The organism is Tessaracoccus pujii (assembly GCF_054483895.1).
In genome coordinates this window covers 1854288-1880343 of the sequence record NZ_CM137012.1, presented here as the reverse complement: position 1 = coordinate 1880343, position 26056 = coordinate 1854288, and the positions used below count along the sequence as shown (strand labels likewise).

Genomic DNA, 26056 nt, shown 5'->3' with positions numbered 1-26056 from the left:
CTGACCTCATGGCACGGGTGATGGCTGTCGCCTTCGAGCGATACGGCCAACTGCACTATCTGGACCCAGGCGTCCACCAGTACGCGGTGGGGGACTGGGTCCGTTACCCGACGCCTGACGGCGACGAGGTGGCCCAGTGCGTGTGGGCTCCCGAGGAGGTCGTGGACGGTTTCGTCGGCCTTCCGGTCTGCCCCGGCCCGGCGGATGCGGCGGACCTCGCCCGCGACGAGGCCAACCGGCGGATCCGGGAGGAGGCCACAGGGCTGGCCAAGGGCCTCATCGCCAAGCATCACCTCCCGATGAAGGTCGTGGGGGTGGACTACGTGGATCGGTCGACCGAATTCGACCGCCTCGTGGCCATCTACTACACCGCACCTCAGCGGGTGGACTTCCGCCAACTCCTGGGCGACCTCGCCCGCGCTCTCGAAGCCCGCATCGATCTGCGGCAGGTGGGTGCCCGCGACGCCGCGCGGCTGATCGGGGGCGTCGGAAGCTGCGGGCGCGAGTTCTGCTGCACCACGTTCCTCACGGACTTCGAACCCCTGTCTCTGCGCCTGGCGCGCGTGCAGGGACTTCCGTCCAACCCCCTGCAGATAGCCGGTGCCTGCGGCCGGATGATGTGCTGCCTCAAGTACGAGCACCCCCTCTACGTGGACTTCCTGCAGCGCGCGCCGGGCGTCGGGGACCAGGTGAGCGTGGACGGGGAGCCGGGGGTGGTCACGGGTCATCAGGTTCCCCTGCAGTCGGTCACCGTGCGGCGTCCGGGCGGGGAGATCGTCCGGTGTCCGTTGGAGGCGGTATGCACAACGGCGCACGGCCGGCGGGTAGTGGAGCAGGAGCTCGCGGGTAAGGGCGCGGATGAGTAGGAGAGTCACCCTCATCCAGGCGGTGTTGGCGCTCATCGCGATCACGCTGGTGGGCACTTTGTTCCTCGGCGGTTTCGTGGGAGGACGCAACCGTGATCAGCCCGCATCGCCACACACTCCTGGGCCGGCCACCCCGTCGCCACTGGCCGCCGGTGCCCGGATGCCGGGGATGCCCGAGGTTCCGGTCGAGGACCACGAGACCTTCCCGGACGAGCCCGGCCGCGACGCGGACCGTCAGCTGGACTACCAACCCATCGACACGCCGGAGGTGGAGTTCGTCGCCCCGGCCGGAGGCCTGGAGGCCTACGCCACCCAGGTGGTGGACTGGGAACTCTGCGATGAGGATGCCTCCGCCGGGCAGTGCGCCACCGTGAAGGTCCCCCTGGACTGGGACAACCCGGCCGGGGAGGCCATCGAGATCGCGGTGCGCCGCGTCATCAATGGTGATTCGTCGCGCGGGCCGCTGTTCGTCAATCCCGGGGGGCCCGGGTTCGGTGGGCAGGACATGGCCCAGCAGATCGCCGGCCGATGGACCAACTACGACACGGTGGGCTGGGATCCGCGAGGCACGGGTGAGAGCACCGCAGTGGTGTGCGGCACGCTCGAGGAGACCGATCAGATCTTGGGGCTGGACGCCAGCCCGGACGACGCAGCCGAGGACCGCGCGCTCCAGGAGGGGGCCGCCGACTTCGCGCAGCAGTGCCGCGACGGGTCCGGCAAGCTGCTGGATCACATCACCACCATCGACGTGGTGCGCGATCTCGATCTGCTCCGCCACCTCCTGGGCGCGGAGAAGCTGAACTACGTCGGCGTCTCCTACGGCACGTACGTCGGCGCGATGTACGCCGAGCTGTTTCCCGGTTCCGTGGGCCGGATGGTGCTCGACGCCGCGGTGGACATCACCGGCGAGGGCGACACCCCCCAGACCGAGGGCTTTGAACGCGCGATGGCCAACTTCACGCAGTGGTGCGCGGGCTCGGACCTCTGCGGCCTGGGCGATGAGCAGCAGGAGATCACGGACACGATCGACGATTTCCTGACCGGACTCGACGCCCGGCCGATCCAAGTGGGTGACAGGCGGCTGACGCAGAGCATGGCGGCCACCGGGATAGCGCTGTACCTCTACGAGACCGAGGAGGCCTACCGCACCCTGGCCCAGGTGATCGCGTCCGCCATCGCAGGGGACGGAGAGGCACTGCTCTACTCGGCGGACCTCCTCAATGGGCGCGGCCCGACGGCGTACGAGACCATCGCCTACGCGTTCCCGGCCATGGTGTGCGCGGACGCCGCGGACGAGGGCGTGGCGCCGGTCCCCCAGGAATGGCGCGACACGTTCGACGAGGCCCCGCTCATGGCGCCCCACATGGGCATGGGCTACACCTGCCAGCTCTGGACGGCCGAGTCTGCGCCGCAGATCAGGATCACCGCCCAGGGCGCGCCCACCATCCTCGTCGTGGGCACCACGGGCGATTCGGCCACTCCGTACGAACAGGCGGGGGCCATGGCCGAGCAGCTCGAGTCCGGCACGCTGCTGACCCTGGAGGGCGCCGGCCACGGGGCCGTCACCGGGGACAACGGCTGCATCGCCGACGCCGTGGACGCCTACCTCTACGACGGCGTCGCCCCGGAGGACGGCACGACCTGTTCCTAGCGCAGCCGTGCCGGCCGTCCGGGTCCTCCGGGGCGCACGCGCTTTGCCGCGGCGAAGCGTCGCCGGTATAGTTCCTGCGTGCTGCCGCCCTAGCTCAGTTGGTAGAGCGACGCTCTCGTAAAGCGTAGGTCACGGGTTCGATTCCCGTGGGCGGCTCCAGTGCGGGCCCCGGTCGAAGACCGGGGCCTCGTGCGTCCCGGCACCACGGATGGGCCGCGTCGCGGCCGTCGGTGGGGATCGATAGAGTGCCGCCCATGGCCCAGTTCGATCTGCCCCTCGACGCCCTGCGCACCTATCAGCCCGACGTGCCCGAATCGCCGCGCTTCGACGAGTTCTGGTCATCCACGCTCGCTCACGACGAGCCCGTCGCGCTGCTCGACGAGGCGCTGATCGACAACCGGCAGGCGCTGATCGACACCTACGACCTCACGTTCACCGGCTTCGGCGGCGCGCCCGTCAAGGCGTGGCTGCATGTCCCCGCCGGTGCCAGCGGCCCGTTGCCGACCGTCGTGCGTTACCACGGGTACTCGGTCTCGCGAGGCATGCCGCTGGCTCCGGTGTTCGCCGCCGCCGGGTTCGCGCAGTTCGACCTCGACAATCGAGGGCAGGGCTGGCATTCCGCGAGCCTATTCGAGCGGACCCCGGATCCGGACGTGGCGGCGGGGGAATTCGGCCCGGCCGGTCCCATGACCAAGGGCATCTCGTCGCCGGAGACCTACTATTACCGCCGGCTCATCACCGACGCGGTGCGGATGCTCCAGCTGGCGGCCGCTCATCGGCTCGTGGATGAGTCCCGGATGTTCATCGCCGGAGGATCGCAGGGCGGCTATCTGACGCTCGCCGTCGCCGGGTTGGCGCCTTCCCTGGGGCTCAGCCTGGCCGGCGCCATGCCGGACGTGGCGTTCATGTGTCACATCCGCCGGGCGGTGTCCCTCACCGACGACGCCCCGGTCTCCGACATCGCCCGCTTCATCAGGGCGGCCCCTCATCTGGAGGACGCGGTGTGGGAGACGCTGGGCCACTTCGACGGGGTGTCGTTCGCGCGGCGTGCCGAGTGCCCGGCGCTGTTCTCGGTGGCGCTGGCGGACACCATCTGCCCCCCGTCGACGGTCTTCGCGGCGCACAACGCCTATGGGGGTGAGCGTGACATCGTCGTCTATCCGCACAGCGGCCATGAAGGTGGCCAGGACGTCCAGACATGGCACCAGCTCGGTTGGCTGGCCGGCCGCATCGGAGAGGACCACGCATGACCCGCCCCATGTTCGGTGAGCGCCCGGACCGATTCGAGGATGCTGTCCACCGTCAGTTCCTCGTCGAACACCGCCGAGATCTGCTGGACTTCTATCAGCCCGAGGTGTGCCTACCCTCCGGGGGTTTCGCATGGATCGGGAGCGACGGGCGCGCCATGCCGGAGATGGGCGCGCAGCTGTTCATCGGCGCCCGCATGACGCACGTATTCTCCCTCGCCGCCCTCGAGGGGCGCGCGGGGGCCCGGGAGGTGGTGGAGCACGGCCTGGACTTCTACCTCGACGGACCCGGCCGGGACGCCCAGTTCGACGGGTGGGTGCCCGTTGTCGGCGGGGACGCGCCGCAGGACCGCAAGGAACTCTACGGGACGGCCCAGCTCCTCCTGGCGGCCAGCTCGGCAACGGTGGCCGGCTTCAGCCGCGGACGGGCGCTGCTGGACGCGGCCTCGGCCGTGATCGACCGCCACTACTGGAGCGAGGAGGAGGGCATCTGCGTCGAGGGCTACGACCGCACGTTCACCACCCTCGACGAGTACCGCGGCCAGAACGCCAACATGCACCTCACCGAGGCTTACCTCGCGGCCTACGAGGCCACCGGAGAGGGCAAGTTCCTCACGCGGGCAACGTCGATCGCGCGGAGGATAGCCGCGGGCGCCGCCACTCCCGAGGACGGGGCATGGCGCTTACCGGAGCACTTCACGGCCCGCTGGCAACCCTTGGGCCAGTACAACGCCGACGACCCCCGCCACGCGTTCCGGCCGTACGGCTCACAGCCTGGTCACTGGCTCGAGTGGACCAAGCTCCTGCTCCAGCTGAGGGGGTTGGGCGCGGACGAGCCGTGGATGCTGCCTGCGGCGACAGCGCTGTTCGAGGGGGCCATCCGCGACGCGTGGGCGGCTGACGGCGGCTTCGTGTACACGGTGGACTGGGACGGCACCCCGGTGGTGGAGGAGCGGTTCTTCTGGGAGGTGGCGGAGGCCATGGGCGCGGCGCGCTACCTGTGGCTCGCCACGGGGGAGGAGCGCTACCAGGAGTGGTACGAGACTCTCTGGCGGTTCGCGGATGCGCACTTCATCGACCATGAGCGCGGAAGCTGGCACTCAGAGCTGGATCCCACCAACGCGCCGGTGGCGCACACCTGGGAGGGTAAACCGGACCTCTACCACGTGTATCAGGCCACGTTGTACGCGTCCCTCCCCGCGGATCGAGGCTTCGCGGTGTGGCTGGCCACGCACCCATCGGGGGCCCTCGCTTAGGAGACTCCGGCGCCTCGATGAAGGGCGGGCCTTGTAGGCTGGGCATCGCTTCCCCGACCCGGGGATCCGTCTAGGAGGAACACCGTGTTCGACTGCGCCATCATCGGGGCTGGCCTGGCAGGGCTCGTGGCCGCGCGATACCTCACGGACCGCGGCCTGTCCGTCACGGTGCTCGAGGCCCGGGACCGGGTGGGGGGCCGCGTCGAGAACAAGGTATTGAGCGACGGGTCCTACGTCGAACTCGGTGGGCAGTGGATCGGGCCTGGGTTCGATGAACTGCTGGAGATCATCGAGGACCTCGGTCTCGACACCATCGGTCTCCCCGCCCGCGGGAACCTGGTGGTCCGCCTCCGCGGCCAGGCCCTGCAGGTGCCGTCGAAGGAGGACGTCGCGGCGCTGACGCCCTTCGAGGTCTCCGACCTCGGGCAGGGGCTGCTTCGGCTTCGTCGCCTGGCGGAACGCCTCCGCGATGATCCGGCATGGCGCAAGGCCAACGACGCCTGGCTCAAGCAGGACCTGCGGCGATGGGTCACCACGAACCTCCGCACGCACGGCGCCCAGCGCAGGTTCGGCGAGGTCTACGCGGCCGCCTTCGGGCCCATGCCGAAGGACGCCACCCTCGTCGAGGGGCTGCACCAGGTCAACTCGGGTCCGGATCTCGAAACCATGCTGGCCAGCAACGGGGGCCTGCATCAGAAGCGGGTCGACGGTGGTATGGCAGCGGTCGTGGACGCCCTCGCCGCCCGCCTCGGAGACGTGGTGCGCCTCGGCGCCGAGGTCTCGCGGGTGGAGCACACGGACCAAGGTGCCCGGCTGATCCTGGCCGACGGCCACGTGGTGGAGGCCCGGCAGGTCATCTCGACACTTCCCCCGCGGCTCGCCGTCGCGCTGCCCCACGAGCCTCCCCTGGCGGCGTGGCGCGGGGAGGCTGCGGACAAGGTCTCCCCGGGCAACGTCATCAAGGCGTTCCTCATCTACGACAAGCCGTTCTGGCGCGAGCTGGGCTTCTCCGGCCAGTCCAGCGCCGACGAGGGCGCGGTCAGGGTGACCTTCGACACCACGTCGGACAACTCCGAGCGCGGGCACCTCATGGGGTTCTTCGAGGGGGCAGACGCCGACAGCCTGTCGCGCCGCTCCGTCACGCTGCGCGAGCGGGCCTTCGTGGATTCCGTGGTGCGGACGTTCGGCGAGGTCGCCGCCAAGCCGCTGTCGTACATCGAGCGTGACTGGTCCACCGAGAAGTTCACGGGCGGCTGCCACGGCGCCCACTTCGCCCCCGGCGTCTGGACCACCAACGGACCCATCCTGGCGGAGCCCGACGGCGTGCTGCACTGGGCCGGGGCCGAGTACGCCACGCGGTTCAACGGATACCTGGAGGGCGCCGTGCGCTCCGGCCGCGAGGTGGCCGCTGTTGTCGCCCGCAATCTCGCCTGACCCTCGGCTCGGCAGGCTGCGCCTCGTGGCGCAGGGCCTGGTCACGCGCCCCTACGCGAGGCCCGCGGACGCCGTGGGCGCGTTCGGCGCCATGCAGGCCCAGGACCTGCCCGGTGTGCTCGCCTCGGCGGTGCTTCGCGCCCAGGGGGACGTTGGCTCCGTGCTCGAGGACCTGGACGAGGGCCGGATCGTGCGCGGTTATCCCATGCGTGGGACGGTGTTCCTGCTGCCGGGCACCGACGCCGCGTGGATCACGGAGCTGTGCGCGCGTCCGTCGTTGCGGGCCGCCTCGGCACGGAGCCATCAACTGCAGCTCGATCAGGCCCAGGTCGACCTTGCACGGGCACTCGCCGTCGGCCGGCTCGACGACGGCCCCGTACCGCGCGCAGGGCTGTTCGCACACTGGGACGCCCACGGGCTGGCTACCGCGGGCGGCCGGGGCTACCACCTGCTGTTCCACCTCATCGCCGGCGGCACCCTCTGCTACGGGCCGTGGAACGGCACCGAGCAGGATCTCATCCTCGCGTCGCGATGGCTGCCCCAGGGCTCGAGCCTGGAAGGCCGGTTCAACGGGGACCGGGTGGCCGGCGTCGCCGAACTTCTGCGCCGCTACCTGACCAGTCACGGTCCGGCGACAGTGCGCGACTTCGCGTGGTGGACCAAACTCGGCCTGGGGGAGATCCGCACGGCCTTGGCCCACGTTTCCGACCACCTGGACAGCGACGGCGCCGAGGAGCCGAGCTTCTGGCGCCCGGGACTCGTGGAGGAGGCCGCCGCGCTGGGGAGGCGACCTTCAGCCGCGCTGCTGCTGCCCGGATTCGACGAGTTCATCCTCGGCTACCAGGACCGGCTGTTCGCAATGTCGGCCGAGCAACACCACCGGCTCGTGCCGGGCAACAACGGGGTGTTCAAGAAGTCCATCGTGGCCGGCGGAGTCGTGCGCGGGGTCTGGGCACGCGCCGGGCGACCCGGTCGGCGATCCCTCGAGACCGACGAGTTCGTGCCACTCAGCGCGACGCTCCGGTCGAGACTGGGCGCGCTGTTCGCGGCCTACCCCTTCGTCACCGCCTGAGGCTCGACGCAGAGGGAGGGCGACGCGTGGTGCGTCGCCCTCCCTCTGACAGTCCTACGGACTCAGATTGCTGCGGAGCCCTTCTCCCCGGTGCGGATCCGGACGATCTCATCGACGGGCGTCGACCAGACCTTGCCGTCGCCCACGGCGCCGGTGCGGGCCGCGCGGGTGATCACGTCGATCACGGCCTCCGCCTCGCCGTCCTCCACGATGACCTCGATCTTGGCCTTCGTGATGAAGTCGATCGTGTACTCGGCGCCTCGGTAGAACTCCTTGTGGCCGCGCTGGCGGGCATAGCCGGAGCATTCGGTGACGGTCATGCCGGCCACGCCGTGCTGGGCGAGCGCGATCTGAACCTGGGTCAACATGGTGGGCTGAACGATTGCCGTGACGAGCCTCATGCCTGCACGTCCTCTCGGGGGGTGGGAACGATCAGCGTCTGCCGAACGCCGTAGGTGGAGTAGCCGACCGCGCTGAGGTCGTAGCCGGTCTCAGCGTGTTCGACGGTGTCGATGCCCTGCGTCTCGGCCAGTTCGGCGACCCGCAGGCCCATGACCTTGTCGAGGACCTTGGCGATGATCAACGTCACCACGAAGGAGTAGACCATCACCACGAGCGCGCCGAGCGCCTGCCGCCAGAGCTGGTCGACGCCGCCGCCGTAGAACAGGCCCGCCACGCCCGCGGGTGAGGCCGGATCGGCCAGGAAGCCGATGGCCAGGGTGCCGACGAGCCCGCCGACCAGGTGGACGCCGACCACGTCGAGCGAGTCGTCGTAGCCGAGGCGGGACTTCAGGCCGATGGCGAATGCGCAGGCCACGCCGGCGAGGACGCCGATGATCAGCGCGCCGAGGGGGCTGACGGAGTGGGCGGCGGGCGTGACGCCGACCAGGCCCGCGACGATGCCGGAGGCGGCGCCCAGGCTGGTGGCGCGACCGTCGCGGAGCCGCTCGACCAGGAGCCAGCTCAGCATCGCGGCCGCAGCGGCGGCCAGCGTGTTGATCCAGGCGACGCCGGCCATCGCGTTGGCGCCCAGCGCCGAGCCCGCGTTGAACCCGAACCAGCCGAACCACAGGATGCCTGCGCCGAGCATGACGAGGGTGAGGTTGTGGGGACGCATGGGAGTGCGGCCGAAGCCCAGGCGGGGTCCGATCACGATGGCCAGGGCGAGCGCCGCGGCTCCCGCGTTGATGTGGATGGCGGTGCCGCCGGCGAAGTCGATGGCCTGGATGCCGTTGGCGATGAAGCCGCCGGTCTCCGCGGTGCCGCCGTCGAAGCTGAAGACCCAGTGCGCGGCGGGGAAGTACACCAGGAGCGCCCACACAGCGGCGAAGACGGCCCAGGCCGAGAACTTCATGCGGTCGGCCACGGCGCCGGAGATCAGCGCGACCGCGATGATCGCGAAGGCGGCCTGGAACCCGGCGAAGACCATGGCCGGCACCGTGAAGGTGGCCCGCTCAGGGTCCATGAGGCCGTTGAGGAACAGGAACTCCAGGGGGTTGCCCAGGAACCCGCCCATGGAGTTGCCGAAGGCCATGGAGTAGCCGACGACCACCCACAGGACCCCGACGACGCCCATGGTGGTGATCGACATCATGAGCATGTTGAGCACGCTCTTGGCGCGGACCATGCCGCCGTAGAAGAACGCGAGACCGGGGGTCATGAGCAGCACCATGGCTGCGCTCACCAGGACCCAAGCGGTATCGCCTGCGCTGATTTCGAGAACTGTCATGGACGGAATCCTGCAGGGCGCCCGTGTCGGCTGAGCCGTCGCACGGTAACGGTTGGGTAAGGGATGGCGGGCGCGTGTAACGATGTGTCGCCGGTGCGTTACCGCACGGTTAACCGGGCCGCTTGATCTCTTCCAGCCGGATCGTCGAGAAGTCGCCGGCGGCCAGATCGGCCCAGGATCCGTCGAACACGAACGTGGTGTAGGCGGAGGTGGGGAACCAGCACTGTGCCTGGTCCGCCTCGGCGCGGTTGCTCGCGTAGGCCAGCTCGGCCACGAGGCTGGGGATCGTGGGTGCATGGCCGACGACGAGGAGGCCGGTGATGTCCGGATCGGTCTCGCCGATGCGCTGGAGCATGGTCTCCGTGCCCTGGTGGTACAGGGCGTCCTGGAACTCGACGGGGATGTTCAGGCCAAGGGCGGCGAACGTCTCGCGGGTGCGCTCGGAGGACGACACCAGCGCGTAGCCGAGGCCCAGCCCGGCGAGCGCGACACCTGCCTCCTGCGCCTCCCGGACCCCGCGCGGCATGAGCCGGCGGGCCTTGTCACCGCCGACGTTGTTGGCCTCGGTCTTCGCGTGGCGCATGAGCACGAGTCGTCGCATGGGTCGAGCCTACGCCGGGGAACAACCGCGGAGCTCCGTCAGGACCGGGTGGCCACGATGAGGTCGCGCTTGATGGACGAGTCGACGCGGTGGGCGAACCGCTCCCAGGCGCCGCCCTCGCACACGTCGAGCCCGGCCCCGGCCAGCATGGCAGCCAGGTCCTGCCGCGACAGCCCGAACGTGTTCCAACTGATCCCCAGCGCGCCGCCGTGCATGAGTTGTCCGGCCCACACCGGGATGGCCTCGCCGAGAAGGCCTGCGGGTGACCGGTCACGCTTGCCCGCGACCCCGCGCACGTCGGTGGAGGAGCCGTGAACGACGCCGTAGGGGGCGTCGGCGACGATGGCGTCGAATCTCTTCCTGCCGAACAGGGCCGCGGAGTCCCGCGTGTCTCCGGTGAAGGAGGTGAGGTGCAGCGTGGCGCCCTCGAGCCTGAGCTCCGCGTCGAATCTCTTGCCCACGGCCTTGCCGTCACGTCTGACGGGGGTCGTGTCCGCCGTGTGCTTGAGCCTCTTGCGGCGTAGGTAGGCGGTGTAGAACGAGGCCATCTGCTCGAACGCCTTCGCGTCTCCTTCAACGCCGTATGCGTCGTGCCCGAGGAGGAGGGCCGTCGACAGGGTGGTGCCGCGCCCGGCGAGCGGATCGAGGATCTGGCGCGGGCCCGTCGGCTCACGGGTGAGGGCCGCCAGCGTGACGTTGAGGAGCAGCTGCGTGAACTGCTCATTGGTCTTGCCCTGGTACTTGGGGATGCTGACCAGGTCCTCGTCGAGCACGAACGGCCGGGGGAGGGCGACGGGGCGCAGCAGGTCCCCTTCGAGTTCGAACAGCGCGAAGCACGCCGACTGCCGCGCCACCGACTCCAGCTGAGGCTCGGCCAGCCCGGGGGAGTCGAACGCCAGATAGCTGACCCCCGCAAGGTCCACCTCGACGATGTCCCGCGCGAAGGGCGCGGTCAGTTCCAGTTCGGCGGCCGTGAGCGGACCGGACTCGCCGGCGTACACGCGGTTGGCCGACGGCGTACGCAGCATGAGGTAGCGGGGCATGTCGCCGATCAGGCCAGGTTGAGGTGGTGATGCTCGTAGGGGGTGCCCTTCGCGCGCTCGAACGACGCTGAGACCTCCGCCTCGGCCTCCTCACGGCCCGTCCACGTGGCCCCCTCGACGGACTTGCCCGGCTCGAGGTCCTTGTAGACCGAGAAGAAGTGCTCGACCTCCAGGAGCAGGTGCTCCGGCACGGAGGACAGGTCAGTGATGTGCTTGCGACGGGTGTCCGCGGTGGCGACGCAGAGCACCTTGTCATCTCCGCCCATCTCGTCGGTCATGCGGAACATCGCCACGGCGTAGCACTCGATGAGGCAGCCGGGGAACGTGGGCTCGGCGCCGATGACCATGGCGTCCAGAGGGTCTCCGTCCTGGCCGAGGGTGCCCTCGACGAAGCCGTAGTCGTACGGGTACTGGGTGGAGGTGAACAGGGTCCGGTCCAGCCGGATGCGCCCGGTGTTGTGGTCCATCTCGTACTTGTTCTTGGTGCCCTTGGGGATCTCGACCGTGACGTCGAACAGGATGCGACGGCCGGGATCCACGGGGGTCATGCCGACGGGTGCGTCTTCGCTCACTGAGGGCACTCCTATGATTGAGATCGGTGCCCGCTGCAGCAGCGGGTCAACTACCCCTGCAGGATACAGGTTCGGAGGACACCGTGCGGACACGCTCGAGGACCATGGAACGGGTCCTCGCGTGGCTTCTGGTAGGGCTGTTGCTCATCGCCGTGTTCGCCGCTGCGCTGTTCCACCAGCCACTGCTGCAGGCCGTTGGCGCCACGCGCGACGGGGCGCCCACCACCATCCCGCCGGCGCTGTTCTCGCCCTCGCCCTCGCCCACGCCGGAGACCGCAGCCGCGGGTACCGGGCTCGCCGACGCCGCGTCCGCGCCACCTGCCGGGATCATGCCCGTCCGCGCGACGCTCGACGCCCGGCTCGCCGCACTGGACCGGACCGCCCTGGTGGGGGTCGACGGCGCGCCGGTCCAGGTGGCGTGGGAGGTCCTCGACGTCACGACGGGCGACGTGGTGGCCGCCAGCATCAGCGACACGCCGCTGATCCCCGCCTCGAACACCAAGACGCTGACCACCCTGGCCGTCATGAGCGCGTTCACCGGCTCCGAGCGGTTCGCCACCACCGTGGTCCAGCCGGCCCCGGGGCAGATCGTGCTCGTGGGTGGAGGCGATCCCCTGCTGCGCAGCGTTCCCGCGGAGGCGGGCTCCTATCCGCAGCCGCCCACCACCCAGCAGCTCGCCGGGGCGACCGCCGCCGCGCTGAAGGCAGCCGGCCAGACAGAAGTCACGCTCGGCTTCGACGCCACCCTCTTCACCGACGAAGGGTGGAACTCCACCTGGCCGTCGAACTACCGGGACCAGGTCACCCAGCTGTCGGCGCTCTGGGTGGACGAGGGGCAAGTGGGCGGCGCCCGCAGCCGCACGCCAGCCCTGGCCGCGGCGACGGTGTTCGCCGCCCAGCTCTCGGCCGCCGGCATTACAGTCAGCGGCGCCCCCGTCGCAGCGGTGGGTAGCGGGGCGGAGATCGCCAGGGTCGAGTCGCTCCCCGTCCACGTGCTCGTCGAGACCGCCATGAACAGGTCCAACAACTCCTTCACCGAGGTGCTGGGCTTCCAGCTGGCGCTGGCCACCGGACGCCCGGCCACGTTCGCCGGGTCGGTCGCCGCCATCGAGGAGCGCCTGGCCTCCCTCGGCCTCTGGGACGACGGCGCCGAGCTGTACGACGCCTCCGGCCTGTCGCGCAGCAACCTCGTCACGGCGCACATGCTGGCCGCGGCCATGCGGCGCATGAGCACCGATCCCCGCCTCTCCGTCGTCCTCGACGGGCTTCCCATCGCCGGAGTCACCGGCACGCTGTCAGACCGCTTCACCGACGATGTGTCGCGCCCGGCGCGGGGGGTCGCCCAGGCGAAGACCGGCACGCTCTCCTTCGTGTCCACCCTCGCCGGCACCGCGCTCACGGCCGATGACCGCCAGCTCGCCTTCGCGTTCCTCGTCAACGGCACCCCCGACGGCTTCTCGGCCAAGCTGTGGACGGACCAGGCCACCGGGGTCGTCGCCTCGTGCGGGTGCTGATGGAGCACGCCCCGATCCTCAACTGGGCCATCGCCCGTCGCGTCGCGTCCTCGGCGGCCGGGGAGCTTCCCGCGCTGTCGCGGCCGGAGGCGCAGCGGCTGGCGGCCGACCTCCGGGTGACGGCGCGGCTGGCCGGCGAGGTGGCCGGGCGCCACCTGGGCCTGGACAGCGCAGGTGCGAGCGACATCAGGGTGGTGGACTGGGCAGGCTGGGGACGTGCCGTGAGGGCCATGGCCGACGGCGCCGTCGCCGAACTCGGCCTGCCCGCGCGCCGCCCCGCGGCGCTCAATGCCCTGCGCGGCGTCGGTAATGGACTCGTCGCCGGCCTCGCCATCGGGGCGGTGAGCCGCAGGATGCTCGGCCAGTACGACGCCTTCACCGGAAGCCGCGCCCTGTATCTCGTGGCGCCCACCATCGTGGCGCACGAACTCAGCCACGGTTTCGTGCCGGCGGACTTCCGGCTGTGGATCGCGCTGCACGAGCAGACGCACGCGCTGCAGTTCCACGCCGCGCCCTGGTTGGGCGACCATCTGCGGGGGCTGATGACGCGCCTGGCCGCAGACGACGCGCACCTGCTGGAGGGGCTCGCCGGTTGGCGTTCGACGGGCGACGTCGCGGCGCTGCTCACCTCTCCATCCGCCCGGGCGGACCTGGCCTCCCTCATCGCGACCATGACCTTCCTGGAGGGTCACGCCGATCACGTGGCCGATCAGGCCGGCCGACGGCGGATCGGCACGGTGGCCGCGCTGAGGCGCGCCTTCCAGCGGCCGCGGAGCCGGTCGCTGCTCACACGCCTCTCCGGCTCGTTGAACAAGGACGCCCAGTACCGCGACGGGCTGGCGTTCTGCACCGCGGTGCACCGCGCCCGGGGGCCCAAGGGTCTGGCGGCCGCCTTCGCGGCTCCGGACGCTCTCCCGGGACCCGGCGAGATCGCCGATCCCGCCGCCTGGGTGCGGAGGGTCCATGGCGCGGCGTGAGCTGGGGCCGGCCGCCCTCCGCGTGGCGCAGGCTGTCGCGGCGGTGCTCCCGACCGGTCCGGTGACCGTCGGCTGCTCAGGCGGCGCGGACTCCACGGCCCTCGCGCTGGGCGCGCAGTGGGCGGCCGTGCGCGCTGGGGCGACGATCCGCGTGCTGGTGGTGGATCACGGGCTGCAGGCCGGCTCCCGGGGCGTGGCCGACGCCACGGTCGCGCGGCTGGCCGCCGTCGGGATCGACGGTGCGGTCGAGTCCGTGACCGTGCCCCCGCCCCACGCCGGCGGGCTGGAGGCGGCCGCCCGGGAGGCGCGGCTGGCCGCGCTGGAGGCCCCCGGGGCTCCGGTCCTGCTGGGGCACACGCTGGACGACCAGGCGGAGACGGTGCTGCTGGGGCTGCTGCGCGGCGCCGGGACCCGGTCGCTGGCCGGCATGGCGCCGGTGCGCGGCCGGTTCCTCCGCCCGCTCCTCGGACTCCGACGCTCGGACACAGAGCAGGCGTGCCGGGAGTGGGGGGTGGACGTGTGGCACGACCCCATGAACCAGGACCCCCGGTTCGCCCGGGTCGCCGTGCGCGGCTACCTGCGGGACCTGTCGGCGGCGCTGGGACGCGACGTGGGCCCGGCGCTCGCGCGTACGGCCACGTTGGCCAGGGCGGACGCGGACCTGCTCGACCAGTTGGCCGCGCGCGCCGTCGGCGAGCGAGGGACGCTGCCCGTGAATGACCTCGACGGGCTGCCCGACGCGCTGCGGTGGCGCGCGATCCAGCGCTGGCTCGGCGTCAGGTCACCGACGGCGGGCATGGTGCACGTCATGGCGGTGGCCGCCCTCGTGGACCGCTGGCACGGGCAGGGAGCGGTGACGGTCCCCGGCGGCTCGGTGGAACGCGCCTCCGGCGTCCTGGTGTACACGCCGTCTCCGCGGGATGGGGCCGGGGCTGCGGCACCGGCGCCGTCGCGATAGGCTGACCAACCGTGGATGCCGCTGACGTTGCACAAGACCTTGAAAAGGTGCTTTTCACCTCTGACCAGATCCAGGCCCGCGTGGCCGAGATCGCCGCACATATCGACGAGGACTATCTGGGCCGCGAGGTGCTCCTCGTGGGCGTCCTCAACGGCGCGGTGATGGTGATGAGCGATCTGCAGCGCGCCATGCGTAGTCACGTCCAGATGGACTGGATGGCGGTGTCGTCCTACGGTGCGGGGACCCAGTCCAGCGGGGTGGTGCGCATTCTGAAGGACCTCAGCGTGGAGTTGGAGGGCCGCGACGTCATCGTCGTCGAGGACATCATCGACACCGGCCTCACGCTGTCCTACCTCATGAGCAACCTGGCGTCCCGGGGGCCGGCCTCGCTGGAGATCATGACCATGTTCCGCAAGCCGGACGCGGCGCAGATCGACGTCCCGGTGAAGTACGTGGGCTTCGAGATCCCCAACGAGTTCGTGGTCGGTTACGGCCTGGACTACGCGGGCCGCTACCGCAACCTGCGTGACGTGGGCACCCTCTCGCCCCACGTCTACAGCTGACCGCGCGCCCCTCCCCGGGCGTGAGCGACGGCGGGGCCGGTTGGGCCCGCTGGTAGTGTTTCGGTGCACCCCACCGTCGCCCTATTAGATCGGCTTTGCCCGTGCAGAAGTTCTTCAAGAGCCCGATGGCCTGGATTCTGATCAGCCTGCTCGTCCTCCTCATGGGCATGCAGCTGCTGAGCAGCGTCACCGGATTCCAGACCGTCCCCACCTCGGAGAGTCTCGCGCTACTCAACAGCGATGAGCAGCTGCGCGAGGTGGTGCTCGTCGACGGCGAGCAGACCATCCAGATCACCGATGACCAGGGTGTCAAGACGCAGTCCGCGTGGGTGGGCAACCAGGTGGACGACATCATCCCCATCCTGGAGCGGCGCGAATCAGAGGGCACCCTCGAGCGCTGGTCGGGCACCAACCCCAGCCCCGGGCTGCTGTCCATGCTCCTCTACACGGGTCTGCCATTCCTCATCATGATCCTGGTGTTCTTCTGGATCATGCGCTCGATGTCCGGCGGCGGCCAGGGAGGCCCGCTGTCGTTCGGGAAGTCCAAGGCCAAGCTGGTGAGCAAGGACACCCCCAAGACGACGTTCAAGGATGTGGCGGGGGCACAGGAGGCCGTGGAGGAGCTCGAGGAGATCAAGGAATTCCTCGCCGAGCCCGCGAAGTTCCAGAAACTGGGGGCGAAGATCCCCAAGGGCGTGCTGCTGTACGGGCCGCCCGGCACCGGTAAGACCCTGCTCGCGCGCGCCGTCGCGGGGGAGGCGTCGGTGCCGTTCTTCTCTATCTCGGGGTCGGACTTCGTCGAGATGTTCGTCGGGGTGGGCGCGTCCCGCGTGCGGGACCTGTTCAACCAGGCCAAGGAGAACGCCCCCGCCATCATCTTCATCGACGAGATCGACGCCGTAGGCCGCCACCGAGGCGCCGGCATGGGCGGCGGGCACGACGAGCGCGAACAGACCCTGAACCAGCTGCTGGTCGAGATGGACGGCTTCGACGTGCGCGGCGGCGTCATCCTCATCGCCGCCACCAACCGGCCGGACGTGCTGGACCCGGCACTGCTGCGCCCCGGCCGCTTCGACCGGCAGATCGGCGTGGAAGCGCCGGACTTCGACGGTCGTCACAAGATCCTGCAGGTGCACGCCAAGGGCAAGCCGCTCTCCAGCGATGTGGACCTGGCATCGATCGCCCGTCGCACGCCGGGATTCTCCGGCGCGGACCTCGCCAACGTCCTCAACGAGGCGGCCCTCCTGTCGGCCCGCATGAACCAGGAGATGATCCGGCAGCCGCAGCTCGACGAGGCCATCGACAGGGTCATCGCCGGGCCGCAGAAGCGCACGCGTCTCATGAACGACCGCGAGCGCCTCATCACCGCCTACCACGAGGGTGGCCACGCGCTCGTCGCGGCCGCCCTGCCCGGCAACGACCCGGTGCAGAAGGTCACCATCCTCCCGCGTGGGCGCGCCCTGGGGTACACCATGGTCATGCCCGACGCGGACAAGTACTCGCAGACCCGCGCCGAGTTGCTGGACCAGATGGCCTACATGATGGGCGGCCGGGCCGCCGAGGAGCTCGTGTTCCACGACCCCACCACCGGGGCCTCCAATGACATCGAGAAGGCCACCAAGGTGGCCCGCGCCATGGTGATGCAGTTCGGCATGAGCGAGCGGGTCGGGGCCGTCAAGCTCGGCGGCGGTGACTCGGAGCCCTTCATGGGGATGCGGGGCACGGACTCCAGCCAGGAGTTCTCGCAGGCCATGGCGGCCGTCGTGGACGACGAGGTGGCCAAGCTGATCCACACGGCCCATCAGGAGGCGTTCGACGTGCTCCAGGAGAACCGCGACGTCCTGGATGAACTCGTCCGGCAACTGTTCGCCAGGGAGACCCTGAACAAGGCGGAGGTGGCCGAGGTGTTCACCGGGCTCCGGCGCCGGGACAAGCGCCCCGCGTGGACGGGCTCGGACTTGCGCCAGCCCTCGCACCTGCCACCCGTGGACGTGCCCCCCGCTCCGGACGGCCCGGCAGGCGGCCCGGCGGTCCTCCCCTCGCCGCCCACCCCACCCGGCGTCGGGCCGGACTTCCAACCGGGCTCCGGCCCGCAGCCCCCTGAGACCGGACCGTCTCCGTGGGGTCCGCCCGTCCCGCCGGCCGGTCACTGACATGGCCGTCGACCACACGCGAGCGGCGGCCGCGGTACGCGAACTTCTCATCGCCATCGGCGAGGACCCGGAGCGCGACGGGCTGCTGGAGACTCCCGACCGGGTGGCACGGGCGTGGGGCGAGTTGCTGGCCGGTCACGGGGCCGACGCGTCCGGCGTGCTGGGCAAGACCTTCGACATCGCCCACGACGAGATGGTGCTGGTCAAGGACATCGAGCTGGTCAGTACCTGCGAACACCACCTCCTGCCCTTCACCGGCGTGGCGCACGTGGGCTACATCCCGTCGGTGAACGGGCGCGTGACCGGGCTGTCCAAGCTCGCGAGGCTGGTCGATGTCTACGCCCGCCGGCTGCAGGTGCAGGAACGGCTCACCACCCAGATCGCCGACGCACTCGTCGAGCACCTCGACGCGCGCGGCGTCATCGTCGTGGTGGAGGCCGAGCACACCTGCATGACCATGCGCGGGGTCCGGAAGCCGGGGAGCCGGACCGTGACCTCAGCGGTCCGCGGGCTCCTTCGGCAGCCCGCCACCCGCGCGGAGGCGATGAGCCTCATCATCGGGAGGTGACGCGATGACCCTCGTGATGGGGATCGTCAACGTGACCCCCGATTCCTTCTCCGACGGCGGACGCTTCCTCGACCCGAAGGAGGCGCTGCGGCATGCCCGGAGGATGCTGGCAGAGGGAGCCTCCCTGATCGACATCGGCGGCGAGTCCACGCGCCCGGGCGCGCAGCGGGTGTCCCTCGACGAGGAACTGGACAGGGTGGTTCCCGTGGTGCGGGCGCTGGCTGCGGACGGTGTCCGGGTCTCCGTGGACACCATGCGCGCCGATGTGGCGCGGGAGGCCATCGAGGCCGGCGCCGCCATCATCAACGACGTCTCCGGCGGGCAGGCCGACGCGGACATGCTGGGAGTGGTGGCGCGCTCGAGGGCGGACTTCGTCGTCATGCACTGGCGGGAGCACTCTGTCCGCATGCAGACGGCCGCCCTGTACTCCGACGTGGTGGGCGAGGTCCTCGCGGAGGTGACCGCCCAACGGGACGCGGCCCTCACCGCAGGGATCCCGGGGGAGCGGATCATCCTGGATCCCGGTCTCGGCTTCTCGAAGTCGTGGGACCACAACTGGACGGTACTCAGGCACCTGGACCGGTTCCAGGCGATGGGTCACCGGGTGCTCATCGGCGCCTCCCGTAAAGCCTTCCTCGGCGAGCTGCTGGGCGGACGGGAGCCTGAGGGGCGAGACGGCGCGACGGCTGCCGTGTCCTTCTGGTCGGCGCTGCACGGGGTGTGGGCGGTGCGCACCCACGACGTGATCCATCAGGGCGACGCCATCGCGGTGGCGCGTCGCCTCAGGCACGAACACCCCATCGAGATCCACTGAGAGCAGGCCCCCGCGGCCCAGCCGTCGGAGAGCCGTGCGGTAGGGTCGGGGCAGGGCCGGAGGGAGCACGCACATCGACAGGATCACGCTCACAGGACTCACCGCGACGGGATTTCACGGGGTCTTTCCCCACGAGCGTCGCGACGGTCAGCCGTTCGTCGTCGACGTGGTCCTGGAGCTCCCCCTGGAGACCACGACAGACGAGTTGGCGGACACCGTCAGCTATGCCGACATCGCCGACATCGTCGAGTCGGTGATCACGGGACCGCCACGCAACCTCATTGAGACAGTGGCTGGGGAGATTGCGGAGAGGTGCCTGGACCATGGCAGAGTGGGCAACGTCACGGTCACGGTGCACAAGCCCCGGGCGCCCCTGAGCCAGACCTTCACGGATGTTGCCGTCACGATCAGCAGGAGTAGAGATGTCTAACGGTCCTTTCGATATCGATGTCGACACGCTGGGCAATCTGCGCCCCATTGCGAAGGTGGTGCTGAGCCTCGGGTCCAACATGGGGGATTCGGCCGCCATCCTGCAGGAGGCGGTGGACTACCTCGCTGAGACCCCGGACCTGATCCTGGTCGACGTGTCCCCGGTGTACGAGACCAAGCCGGAGGGCGACGTCCAGGAGCAGGCGGACTTCCTCAACCTCGTCGTGGTCGCGGAGTCCACGCTCGAACCGCTCACCCTGCTCGATCGCGCCCAGGCCATCGAGGAGAACTTCGGCCGGACCCGGGAGCTGAGGCACGGCCCCCGGACCCTGGACATCGACATCATCATGGTCGGCAAGCGGATCTCCGAGGACAGCATCGAACTGCCTCACCCGCGCGCGCACGAGCGCGCCTTCGTGCTGGTGCCGTGGCTGGACATCGACCCCAACGCCGAGATCGCCGGACACGGCCCCATCGCGGACCTGGTCGATGACCTCGACACGTCGACGGTGACCCGCCGCGACGACGTCGTCATCACGGCCGCCACAGGCTTTTGAGCGACGGGCCGCGCCTCGGCCTGACCACTGCCCGTCAGGCCGTCATCTCGGTGCTCGCGGGTGCCGTCATCTGCGCCCTGATCCTGCTGGGTTTCGAGGCCGCGGGCTCGTTCCCTCCTGTGGTGCCCTGGTCGGTTCCCCTCCTCATGGTTGCGCTGGCGGTGGGGGTCGCGGTGTACGCGCGGCTGCTGCCGAAGCGGATCCACGAGCACCGGGTCGAGCCGCAGGAGTCAGTGGCGGCCCTGGCCATCGGCAAATCCATGATCATGACCGGTGCGGTGCTGGCAGGTGCCCACGTGGTCTACGTCGCGCGGTACCTGCAGCTCTTCGACGCCCCCCTGCCGTCGGCGCGTGTCGTCCAGGGCGCCGCCACCATAGTCGCGTCGCTGCTGCTCGCCGGGGCAGGCGCGCTCCTCGAACGGGCCTGCGTGGTCCGCGACGACGATGACGACGATGACAAGCCCAACAACGGGGTGGCCTCCCCGGCGTGATCACGACACGCCCGGCCGCCTGACCGGGAGTTCTGGTCCGACCGCCTACTCTGACGGCATGGCTGGTCGACACGCTTCACAGAAGTCCACAGAGCGGACGCTCGCGCTCACGATCCTGGGTGTGGGCACCGCGGTCTCCCTCGCCTCCCTGGTAGGTGACGTGTGGATCCTCCGCGGTGGCGTGCTCGTCGCGGTGGCCATGGCGTTCGTCGCCGTGTGGGCCGCGTGGCGCGAGCTGAAGGCCGAGCGCGAGCGCCACGTAGTGGAGATGAAGCATGAGGTGGGGCTGCGGTCTCAGCAGGCCTCGCGGTTCCACGAGGAGTCCGTGGCCATGATCGTCCGCTTCAACGCACGCGCCGAGAACCTGCAGTCCGTGATCGCCAAGCTGCGCAGCCAGCTGGGTGCGGCCAAGGCCGAGCTGAGCTCCATGCGCGGCAACGCCGCGTGGCTGCGTGCCGAGGTTGCCGAGCGCCAGGCGCGGATCGAGGCACTGGAGGCCCGGATCGCCGAACTGGAGGCCGAGGACACCGCCAACATCGTGGACCTGCCGCGCCGCGTCTCGCCGAGCGTGGCCGACATCTGGGGCGAGAACGAGCACCCCACCATGGTGAACCTGACCAAGCTCAACCTCGAGATGCTTCCGGAGTTGCGCCGCCAGGCCTGACCCCGTCTACTTGTCGGCATCGCCGACGCTGTAGCCCACCGAGGCGACGGCGTCGGCGATGCGGTCTTTCGGCACCCCCGCCAGGGCACGGGCGAGAACCGACAGGTTGCTGAACGACGGCGTCCGGAGCGCCACACGCCACGGAGTGGCGCCACCGCGCGAGACCATGAGACACGACGCGATCCCCCATGGGGCCTCGATTTCCGTAGCATGCTCGCCCTCGGGCACCTTCAGCCGCCGCGACAGCCGGATCGCCACGTCGCCGGGGCCGTCCTCGGCCAGGGACCGAGCCATCCGGATCATGTCGACGCTGGTGCCCAGCTCGTCGATGAGGATCGCCAGACGGGCCTCGGCGTCCCCCGCCGTCCTCAGTCCCGCTGGCCTGAAGAGCTCGCCGTAGGACAGGTAGCCGCCGTGCCGACGGTCCACGTCCAGTCCGCAGGCACGGGCCACCGGACCGGACAGGCCGTAGCCCAGGCAGATCTCGGGGTCCAGCACCGCCAGGCCGGAGAACCGGCTGGTCCCGGCGAGGGTGGCCCGCAGATCCGCGGACAGCCGCGCGACCTCGTCGAGGTGGGGCTCCAGGCCAGCCAGCCATCCCTCCGGCGCGTCCGTGGCGAGCCCGCCGACGCGGCACAGCATGGGATGGACCCGGTTGCCCGTCCACGCCAGCATGTGACGTCGAAGCCCGTCCACGGTGGTCCAGAGCCGGCCGGAGAGCTCGCCGTCGGCCAGGTAGCTGAGGTAGGAGAGGTGGCTGTGGATACGCGCATACTCGGCCAGCAGCGTCCGCAGAATTGTCGCCCGCGGCGGAGCAGTAAGACGCATTGCATTCTCCACAGTGAGCACCAGGGTCAATTCACCGCTGAAGGCGGCCAGCCAGTCATGACGGTCCCCGAGCATGATCATCGATCGGAAATCACGCACCTCGAATAACTTCTCGGCGGCTCGGTGACCATAGCCGGAAGTGACGTCCGCGGCGGTCACCACATCCCCATCAAGGTCGATGCTGAGTCGAATCAGGCCGACGCTCGAAGGATGCCTCGGCCCCAATGTCACGGCAGTATGGCCTGGGAGCGAAAGTCCTCCGACCGTCATCAGTTCCACAGACCTCATCTCGAATTCCTTTCCCTTTCAGGGTGATGCGCGGTAGTGTTCTCCGGAGAATCCCATCCCCCCAAGGAGCATTCATGGCACGTCAGATCCGCGTATTTCTCGTCGACGACATCGATGGCACCAATGACGCCCGCACAGTCGAATTCTCGCTCGGGCGCGACGCGTACACCATCGACCTCTCCGAGAAGAATGCCAGCAAGCTCGAGGCGGCGCTCGCGCCATTCATCGAGAAGGCCACCAAGGCGGGCCGCAAGTCCGCGCGCAAGGCCGCGGCACGCTCCACCGGCAAGGACACCAACGCGGTCCGCGAGTGGGCACGGGCCAACGGCTTCGAGGTGTCGGACCGCGGCCGCGTCCCCGCCCAGATCCTCGCGGCCTACGAAGCGGCCCAGTAACGGTCCACGTTCGCGGCCAGTGAACCGCGGAGGATTGGTTCCCTCGCTGGCATCAGTAAGCTAGAGGCGGCTGCCCGTCGCACGTCGTCGGGCCGCAGGAGGGAAGTTTTCATGTTCGAACGGTTCACGGACCGCGCACGCCGCGTGATCGTCCTGGCACAGGACGAGGCGAAGCTGCTCAACCACAACTTCATCGGCACCGAGCACATCCTGCTCGGCCTCATCCATGAGGGTGAGGGTGTGGCGGCGAAGGCGCTCGAGTCGCTCGGCATCGCGCTGGAAGCGGTGCGCGAGCAGGTCGAGGAGATCATCGGCCAGGGGCAGCAGGTTCCCACGGGGCACATCCCGTTCACCCCGCGCGCCAAGAAGGTGCTGGAGCTCTCGCTGCGCGAGGCGCTCCAGATGAATCACAACTACATCGGCACCGAGCACATCCTGCTCGGCCTCATCCGTGAGGGCGAGGGCGTCGCGGCCCAGGTGCTGATCAAGCTCGGCGCCGACCTCAACCGGGTCCGCAACACCGTGTTGCAGCTGATCACCGGATACCAGGGGCGCGAGGCGTCCATGTCCGGCGCCCCGGAGACGGGTCCCGAGAAGGGCAGCTCGCAGGTCCTGGACCAGTTCGGCCGCAACCTCACCCAGGCCGCGCGCGAGAACCAGCTGGACCCGGTCATCGGCCGCGTCCACGAGATCGAGCGCGTCATGACCGTGCTCAGCCGCCGCACCAAGAACAACCCGGTGCTGATCGGTGAGCCCGGCGTGGGCAAGACGGCCGTCGTCGAAGGGCTGGCCCAGGCCATCGTCCGCGGAGACGTGCCTGAGACGCTGCGTGACAAGCAGATCTACACGCTGGATCTGGGCGCCCTGGTGGCCGGCTCGCGCTACCGCGGTGATTTCGAGGAGCGCCTGAAGAAGGTGCTCAAGGAGATCAAGACCCGCGGCGACATCATGCTGTTCATCGACGAGATCCACACCCTCGTCGGGGCGGGCGCCGCGGAGGGCGCCATCGACGCCGCGAGCATCCTCAAGCCCATGCTGGCCAGAGGGGAGCTCCAGACCATCGGGGCCACCACCCTGGACGAGTACCGCAAGCACATCGAGAAGGACGCCGCGCTCGAGCGCCGCTTCCAGCCCATCCAGGTGGCCGAGCCCTCGGTCGCGCTCACGGTGGACATCCTCAAGGGCCTCCGGGACCGGTACGAGGCGCACCACCGGATCACCATCACGGACGAGGCCCTCGTGGCCGCGGCCACCATGGCGGACCGCTACATCCAGGACCGCTTCCTCCCGGACAAGGCCATCGACCTGATCGACGAGGCCGGGGCCCGGCTGCGCATCCAGCGCATGACGGCGCCGCCGGACCTGCGTGAATTCGACGAGGCGATCGCGGCCAACAAGCTGGAGAAGGACGCCGCCATCGACGCGCAGGACTTCGAGCGCGCCGCACGCCTCCGTGACGAGGAGCAGAAGCTTCGCGCCCAGCGCGCCGAGCGCGAAGAGGCCTGGAAGCAGGGCGATTCGGACATCCCCGCCGTCGTCGGCGAGGAGGAGATCGCCGTCGTGCTCTCCGGGTCAACCGGCATCCCCGTGTTCAAGCTCACGGAGGAGGAGTCCCAGCGGCTGCTCCGCATGGAGGAGGAACTGGGGAAGCGCTACATCGGGCAGAACGACGCCGTCAAGGCGCTCTCGCGGTCCATCCGGCGCACCCGCGCCGGGCTCAAGGACCCCAAGCGGCCCAGCGGTTCATTCATCTTCGCCGGGCCTTCGGGCGTCGGCAAGACGGAGCTGACAAAGGCGCTCACCGAGTTCCTGTTCGGGGATGAGGACGCCCTCATCACGCTGGACATGAGCGAATACTCGGAAAAGCACACCGCGTCGCGGATGTTCGGTTCCCCTCCCGGTTACATCGGGTACGAAGAGGGCGGGCAGCTCACGGAGAAGGTCCGTCGCAAGCCGTTCTCGGTGGTGTTGTTCGACGAGATCGAGAAGGCCCACCCGGACATCTTCAATTCCCTGTTGCAGATCCTCGACGAAGGTCGGCTCACGGACGCGCAAGGCAGGGTGGTGGACTTCAAGAACACTGTCATCGTGATGACCACGAACCTCGGGTCGCGCGACATCTCGAAGAACATCAACCTCGGGTTCACCCGGTCCGGTGACCAGGAATCGGGGTACGAGAAGATGAAGGCGAAGGTCTCGGATGAGCTGAAGCAGCACTTCCGCCCCGAATTCCTCAACCGCGTCGACGAGATCGTCGTGTTCCATCAGCTCACGCAGGCCGATATCGAGCGGATCGTGGACCTCATGGTGGCGCAGATCGAGTTGCGGCTCAAGGACAAGGACATGGGCATCGAGCTCACGCCTGCGGCCAAGACGCTCATCGCGAAGCGCGGCTTCGACCCGGTGCTCGGTGCCCGCCCGCTTCGGCGGGCGCTGCAGCGCGACATCGAGGATCTGCTGGCGGAGAAGATCCTGTTCGGCGAGATCCAGGCGGGCCAGATCGTCCAGGTCGACGTCAGCGAGGAGGGCGCAGAGCTGCCGTTCAAGTTCACCGGCGTCGCGAAGGCGGACCTGCCCGAGCTTCAGCCGGTGGCAGAGGGCGACGGAGCAGCCACCGCCTGACCAGGGTGCATACGGGCGGGGCGGACCTTCGGGTCCGCCCCGCCCGTCTTTCTATGTCAGCCGGCGATCACGGCCAGGGCCAGGGCCACGATGCCACCCACGGCGACCACCATCGCCAGCACGGCGGGGAGGAGACCGTCTGCCAGGCGGGTACCGCCGGCCGTGAGCGTGCGGTGCGTGTAGCCGTAGCGGCGGCGCGACCAGACGCCGATGAGCACCGCCGAGGCCAGGCCCGCGCCGGCGAAGGCCCAGGACCAGACGCCGAGGACAGTCGCCTCGACCCTGGCGAAGATCAGGGCGCCCATGCCGATCGACAGGGAGGTGCGCTGCCACGCCAGGACCGTGCGCTCGGGCTGGAGACCGGGGTCGTAGGGGCGTTGGGTCATCGCAGGAGAAAGCCGACGAACACCAGAAGGCCGCTCACGGCGACGGCCGCGGCGATGGGAAGGGCGAACATCGAGGCGGGCAACGGTGTGTTGTTGCGCAGGGCCCGCTCGTAGCGGGCCCACCCCCACCAGGCGACGGGGGCGGCCGCGATCCCCGTGCCCATGAGGACCACTGAGGCGGCCATGCGGAAGAACTCGTCGATGCCCAGCCCGAGCACCTCCAGGGCGATCCCTCCGGCCAACAGCGCCAATGACGTGCGGATCCAGGCCAGGTAGGTGCGCTCGTTGGCCAGGGTGAATCGGGCGTCCGGCTCGTCGCCGGTGCCGTACACGGACTGGGGGAATCTGTCGCGGGCCACCGGTTCACCGTAGCGTCAA

The 26056-nt window shown here is 69.8% G+C and carries 27 protein-coding genes and 1 tRNA gene; 20 read left to right on the top strand and 8 right to left on the bottom strand.

Translation table 11 applies throughout. The features are described from left to right. Positions 1 to 8 precede the first annotated feature (8 nt). The 7 genes from ACX1D0_RS09165 (at position 9) to ACX1D0_RS09135 (ending at position 7526) form a co-directional block, all read left to right on the top strand. A complete protein-coding gene (locus ACX1D0_RS09165) occupies positions 9 to 866 on the top strand; it encodes a PSP1 domain-containing protein (protein WP_459017598.1) in 858 nt (285 codons plus the stop codon). Further along, positions 859 to 2517: an alpha/beta hydrolase gene (locus ACX1D0_RS09160; RefSeq protein ID WP_459017597.1), complete on the top strand. Its 1659-nt coding sequence runs from the start codon at positions 859 to 861 to the stop codon at positions 2515 to 2517. The genes ACX1D0_RS09165 and ACX1D0_RS09160 overlap by 8 nt, the downstream gene beginning before the upstream one ends. Positions 2518 to 2600: 83 nt before the next feature. Then, positions 2601 to 2676 (top strand) — tRNA-Thr (locus ACX1D0_RS09155). Positions 2677 to 2771: 95 nt separating this feature from the next. Beyond that, positions 2772 to 3767, top strand: coding sequence for an acetylxylan esterase (locus ACX1D0_RS09150; protein ID WP_459017596.1), 996 nt, complete (start codon positions 2772 to 2774; stop codon positions 3765 to 3767). After that, positions 3764 to 5020: an AGE family epimerase/isomerase gene (locus ACX1D0_RS09145; RefSeq protein ID WP_459017595.1), complete on the top strand. Its 1257-nt coding sequence runs from the start codon at positions 3764 to 3766 to the stop codon at positions 5018 to 5020. The genes ACX1D0_RS09150 and ACX1D0_RS09145 overlap by 4 nt, the downstream gene beginning before the upstream one ends. 84 nt (positions 5021 to 5104) lie before the next feature. Further along, positions 5105 to 6454 (top strand): flavin monoamine oxidase family protein, encoded by a 1350-nt coding sequence (locus tag ACX1D0_RS09140; RefSeq protein WP_459017594.1) that lies wholly within the window; start codon positions 5105 to 5107, stop codon positions 6452 to 6454. Then, a complete protein-coding gene (locus tag ACX1D0_RS09135) occupies positions 6432 to 7526 on the top strand; it encodes a winged helix DNA-binding domain-containing protein (protein ID WP_459017593.1) in 1095 nt (364 codons plus the stop codon). The genes ACX1D0_RS09140 and ACX1D0_RS09135 overlap by 23 nt, the downstream gene beginning before the upstream one ends. Before the next feature lie 62 nt (positions 7527 to 7588). Here the strand turns inward: ACX1D0_RS09135 and ACX1D0_RS09130 are convergent, their stop codons facing one another. The 5 genes from ACX1D0_RS09130 to ACX1D0_RS09110 all read right to left on the bottom strand — a co-directional run bounded on the left by ACX1D0_RS09130 (position 7589) and on the right by ACX1D0_RS09110 (position 11447). Then, positions 7589 to 7927 carry a P-II family nitrogen regulator gene (locus ACX1D0_RS09130; RefSeq protein ID WP_459017592.1) on the bottom strand — a complete coding sequence of 113 codons (339 nt, stop codon included), beginning with the start codon at positions 7925 to 7927 and terminating at the stop codon, positions 7589 to 7591. Continuing rightward, positions 7924 to 9255: an ammonium transporter gene (locus ACX1D0_RS09125; RefSeq protein WP_459017591.1), complete on the bottom strand. Its 1332-nt coding sequence runs from the start codon at positions 9253 to 9255 to the stop codon at positions 7924 to 7926. The genes ACX1D0_RS09130 and ACX1D0_RS09125 overlap by 4 nt, the downstream gene beginning before the upstream one ends. 109 nt (positions 9256 to 9364) lie before the next feature. Beyond that, positions 9365 to 9856 (bottom strand): SixA phosphatase family protein, encoded by a 492-nt coding sequence (locus tag ACX1D0_RS09120; RefSeq protein WP_459017590.1) that lies wholly within the window; start codon positions 9854 to 9856, stop codon positions 9365 to 9367. Positions 9857 to 9894: 38 nt separating this feature from the next. Further along, a complete protein-coding gene (locus tag ACX1D0_RS09115; RefSeq protein ID WP_459017589.1) occupies positions 9895 to 10899 on the bottom strand; it encodes a TRM11 family SAM-dependent methyltransferase in 1005 nt (334 codons plus the stop codon). An 8-nt stretch (positions 10900 to 10907) separates the two neighbouring features. Then, the gene (locus ACX1D0_RS09110; RefSeq protein ID WP_459020434.1) at positions 10908 to 11447 is read right to left on the bottom strand and encodes an inorganic diphosphatase; all 540 of its coding nucleotides are present in this window, start codon (positions 11445 to 11447) and stop codon (positions 10908 to 10910) included. A 128-nt stretch (positions 11448 to 11575) separates the two neighbouring features. Here ACX1D0_RS09110 and dacB point away from each other — a divergent pair, with 128 nt between their 5' ends. The 11 genes from dacB (at position 11576) to ACX1D0_RS09055 (ending at position 21159) form a co-directional block, all read left to right on the top strand. Then, positions 11576 to 12985: a D-alanyl-D-alanine carboxypeptidase/D-alanyl-D-alanine endopeptidase gene (gene dacB / locus ACX1D0_RS09105; protein ID WP_459017588.1), complete on the top strand. Its 1410-nt coding sequence runs from the start codon at positions 11576 to 11578 to the stop codon at positions 12983 to 12985. After that, positions 12985 to 13962, top strand: a complete 978-nt coding sequence (locus ACX1D0_RS09100; RefSeq protein ID WP_459020433.1) for an Rv3626c family coenzyme F420 biosynthesis-associated protein — start codon at positions 12985 to 12987, stop codon at positions 13960 to 13962. Before dacB ends, ACX1D0_RS09100 begins: the two co-directional genes overlap by 1 nt. After that, positions 13949 to 14920: a tRNA lysidine(34) synthetase TilS gene (gene tilS, locus ACX1D0_RS09095; protein WP_459017587.1), complete on the top strand. Its 972-nt coding sequence runs from the start codon at positions 13949 to 13951 to the stop codon at positions 14918 to 14920. The genes ACX1D0_RS09100 and tilS overlap by 14 nt, the downstream gene beginning before the upstream one ends. A gap of 11 nt (positions 14921 to 14931) precedes the next feature. Next, on the top strand, positions 14932 to 15483 hold the full coding sequence (hpt, locus tag ACX1D0_RS09090) for a hypoxanthine phosphoribosyltransferase (RefSeq protein WP_459017586.1): 552 nt from the start codon (positions 14932 to 14934) through the stop codon (positions 15481 to 15483). A gap of 125 nt (positions 15484 to 15608) precedes the next feature. Beyond that, the gene (ftsH, locus tag ACX1D0_RS09085) at positions 15609 to 17636 is read left to right on the top strand and encodes an ATP-dependent zinc metalloprotease FtsH (RefSeq protein WP_459020431.1); all 2028 of its coding nucleotides are present in this window, start codon (positions 15609 to 15611) and stop codon (positions 17634 to 17636) included. A 1-nt stretch (position 17637) separates the two neighbouring features. Beyond that, entirely contained in the window at positions 17638 to 18204 is a 567-nt protein-coding gene (gene folE, locus ACX1D0_RS09080; protein ID WP_459017585.1) for a GTP cyclohydrolase I FolE, read from the top strand. 4 nt (positions 18205 to 18208) lie between these two features. Next, the gene (folP, locus tag ACX1D0_RS09075) at positions 18209 to 19018 is read left to right on the top strand and encodes a dihydropteroate synthase (protein WP_459017584.1); all 810 of its coding nucleotides are present in this window, start codon (positions 18209 to 18211) and stop codon (positions 19016 to 19018) included. 73 nt (positions 19019 to 19091) lie between these two features. Continuing rightward, positions 19092 to 19448, top strand: coding sequence for a dihydroneopterin aldolase (gene folB / locus ACX1D0_RS09070; protein WP_459020430.1), 357 nt, complete (start codon positions 19092 to 19094; stop codon positions 19446 to 19448). Next, positions 19441 to 20004 (top strand): 2-amino-4-hydroxy-6-hydroxymethyldihydropteridine diphosphokinase, encoded by a 564-nt coding sequence (folK, locus tag ACX1D0_RS09065; protein ID WP_459017583.1) that lies wholly within the window; start codon positions 19441 to 19443, stop codon positions 20002 to 20004. The genes folB and folK overlap by 8 nt, the downstream gene beginning before the upstream one ends. Next, the gene (locus ACX1D0_RS09060) at positions 20001 to 20495 is read left to right on the top strand and encodes a DUF3180 domain-containing protein (RefSeq protein ID WP_459017582.1); all 495 of its coding nucleotides are present in this window, start codon (positions 20001 to 20003) and stop codon (positions 20493 to 20495) included. The genes folK and ACX1D0_RS09060 overlap by 4 nt, the downstream gene beginning before the upstream one ends. A gap of 58 nt (positions 20496 to 20553) precedes the next feature. Beyond that, positions 20554 to 21159 carry a hypothetical protein gene (locus tag ACX1D0_RS09055; protein ID WP_459017581.1) on the top strand — a complete coding sequence of 202 codons (606 nt, stop codon included), beginning with the start codon at positions 20554 to 20556 and terminating at the stop codon, positions 21157 to 21159. Between the two features lie 6 nt (positions 21160 to 21165). Here the strand turns inward: ACX1D0_RS09055 and ACX1D0_RS09050 are convergent, their stop codons facing one another. Further along, positions 21166 to 22086 (bottom strand): NADH-quinone oxidoreductase subunit D-related protein, encoded by a 921-nt coding sequence (locus ACX1D0_RS09050; protein ID WP_459017580.1) that lies wholly within the window; start codon positions 22084 to 22086, stop codon positions 21166 to 21168. Positions 22087 to 22349: 263 nt separating this feature from the next. Here ACX1D0_RS09050 and ACX1D0_RS09045 point away from each other — a divergent pair, with 263 nt between their 5' ends. Then, entirely contained in the window at positions 22350 to 22670 is a 321-nt protein-coding gene (locus tag ACX1D0_RS09045; RefSeq protein ID WP_459017579.1) for a histone-like nucleoid-structuring protein Lsr2, read from the top strand. A 111-nt stretch (positions 22671 to 22781) separates the two neighbouring features. Next, the gene (locus ACX1D0_RS09040; RefSeq protein ID WP_459017578.1) at positions 22782 to 25292 is read left to right on the top strand and encodes an ATP-dependent Clp protease ATP-binding subunit; all 2511 of its coding nucleotides are present in this window, start codon (positions 22782 to 22784) and stop codon (positions 25290 to 25292) included. A 56-nt stretch (positions 25293 to 25348) separates the two neighbouring features. Here the strand turns inward: ACX1D0_RS09040 and ACX1D0_RS09035 are convergent, their stop codons facing one another. Both ACX1D0_RS09035 and ACX1D0_RS09030 read right to left on the bottom strand, forming a co-directional pair. Further along, entirely contained in the window at positions 25349 to 25678 is a 330-nt protein-coding gene (locus ACX1D0_RS09035; RefSeq protein ID WP_459017577.1) for a DUF202 domain-containing protein, read from the bottom strand. Next, positions 25675 to 26037: a YidH family protein gene (locus ACX1D0_RS09030; RefSeq protein WP_459017576.1), complete on the bottom strand. Its 363-nt coding sequence runs from the start codon at positions 26035 to 26037 to the stop codon at positions 25675 to 25677. Before ACX1D0_RS09030 ends, ACX1D0_RS09035 begins: the two co-directional genes overlap by 4 nt. Positions 26038 to 26056: the final 19 nt, after the last annotated feature.

Excerpts from the sequence above, each read along its gene's own strand:
- ACX1D0_RS09165 (WP_459017598.1), top strand. The coding sequence starts at position 9 with ATGGCACGGGTGATGGCTGTCGCCTTCGAGCGATACGGCCAACTGCAC.
- ACX1D0_RS09160 (WP_459017597.1), top strand. The coding sequence starts at position 859 with ATGAGTAGGAGAGTCACCCTCATCCAGGCGGTGTTGGCGCTCATCGCG.
- ACX1D0_RS09150 (WP_459017596.1), top strand. The coding sequence starts at position 2,772 with ATGGCCCAGTTCGATCTGCCCCTCGACGCCCTGCGCACCTATCAGCCC.
- ACX1D0_RS09145 (WP_459017595.1), top strand. The coding sequence starts at position 3,764 with ATGACCCGCCCCATGTTCGGTGAGCGCCCGGACCGATTCGAGGATGCT.
- ACX1D0_RS09130 (WP_459017592.1), bottom strand. The coding sequence starts at position 7,927 with ATGAGGCTCGTCACGGCAATCGTTCAGCCCACCATGTTGACCCAGGTT.
- ACX1D0_RS09125 (WP_459017591.1), bottom strand. The coding sequence starts at position 9,255 with ATGACAGTTCTCGAAATCAGCGCAGGCGATACCGCTTGGGTCCTGGTG.
- ACX1D0_RS09120 (WP_459017590.1), bottom strand. The coding sequence starts at position 9,856 with ATGCGACGACTCGTGCTCATGCGCCACGCGAAGACCGAGGCCAACAAC.
- ACX1D0_RS09115 (WP_459017589.1), bottom strand. The coding sequence starts at position 10,899 with ATGCCCCGCTACCTCATGCTGCGTACGCCGTCGGCCAACCGCGTGTAC.
- ACX1D0_RS09110 (WP_459020434.1), bottom strand. The coding sequence starts at position 11,447 with ATGACCCCCGTGGATCCCGGCCGTCGCATCCTGTTCGACGTCACGGTC.
- dacB (WP_459017588.1), top strand. The coding sequence starts at position 11,576 with ATGGAACGGGTCCTCGCGTGGCTTCTGGTAGGGCTGTTGCTCATCGCC.
- ACX1D0_RS09100 (WP_459020433.1), top strand. The coding sequence starts at position 12,985 with ATGGAGCACGCCCCGATCCTCAACTGGGCCATCGCCCGTCGCGTCGCG.
- tilS (WP_459017587.1), top strand. The coding sequence starts at position 13,949 with ATGGCGCGGCGTGAGCTGGGGCCGGCCGCCCTCCGCGTGGCGCAGGCT.
- ftsH (WP_459020431.1), top strand. The coding sequence starts at position 15,609 with ATGGCCTGGATTCTGATCAGCCTGCTCGTCCTCCTCATGGGCATGCAG.
- folE (WP_459017585.1), top strand. The coding sequence starts at position 17,638 with ATGGCCGTCGACCACACGCGAGCGGCGGCCGCGGTACGCGAACTTCTC.
- folP (WP_459017584.1), top strand. The coding sequence starts at position 18,209 with ATGACCCTCGTGATGGGGATCGTCAACGTGACCCCCGATTCCTTCTCC.
- folK (WP_459017583.1), top strand. The coding sequence starts at position 19,441 with ATGTCTAACGGTCCTTTCGATATCGATGTCGACACGCTGGGCAATCTG.
- ACX1D0_RS09055 (WP_459017581.1), top strand. The coding sequence starts at position 20,554 with ATGGCTGGTCGACACGCTTCACAGAAGTCCACAGAGCGGACGCTCGCG.
- ACX1D0_RS09045 (WP_459017579.1), top strand. The coding sequence starts at position 22,350 with ATGGCACGTCAGATCCGCGTATTTCTCGTCGACGACATCGATGGCACC.
- ACX1D0_RS09040 (WP_459017578.1), top strand. The coding sequence starts at position 22,782 with ATGTTCGAACGGTTCACGGACCGCGCACGCCGCGTGATCGTCCTGGCA.
- ACX1D0_RS09035 (WP_459017577.1), bottom strand. The coding sequence starts at position 25,678 with ATGACCCAACGCCCCTACGACCCCGGTCTCCAGCCCGAGCGCACGGTC.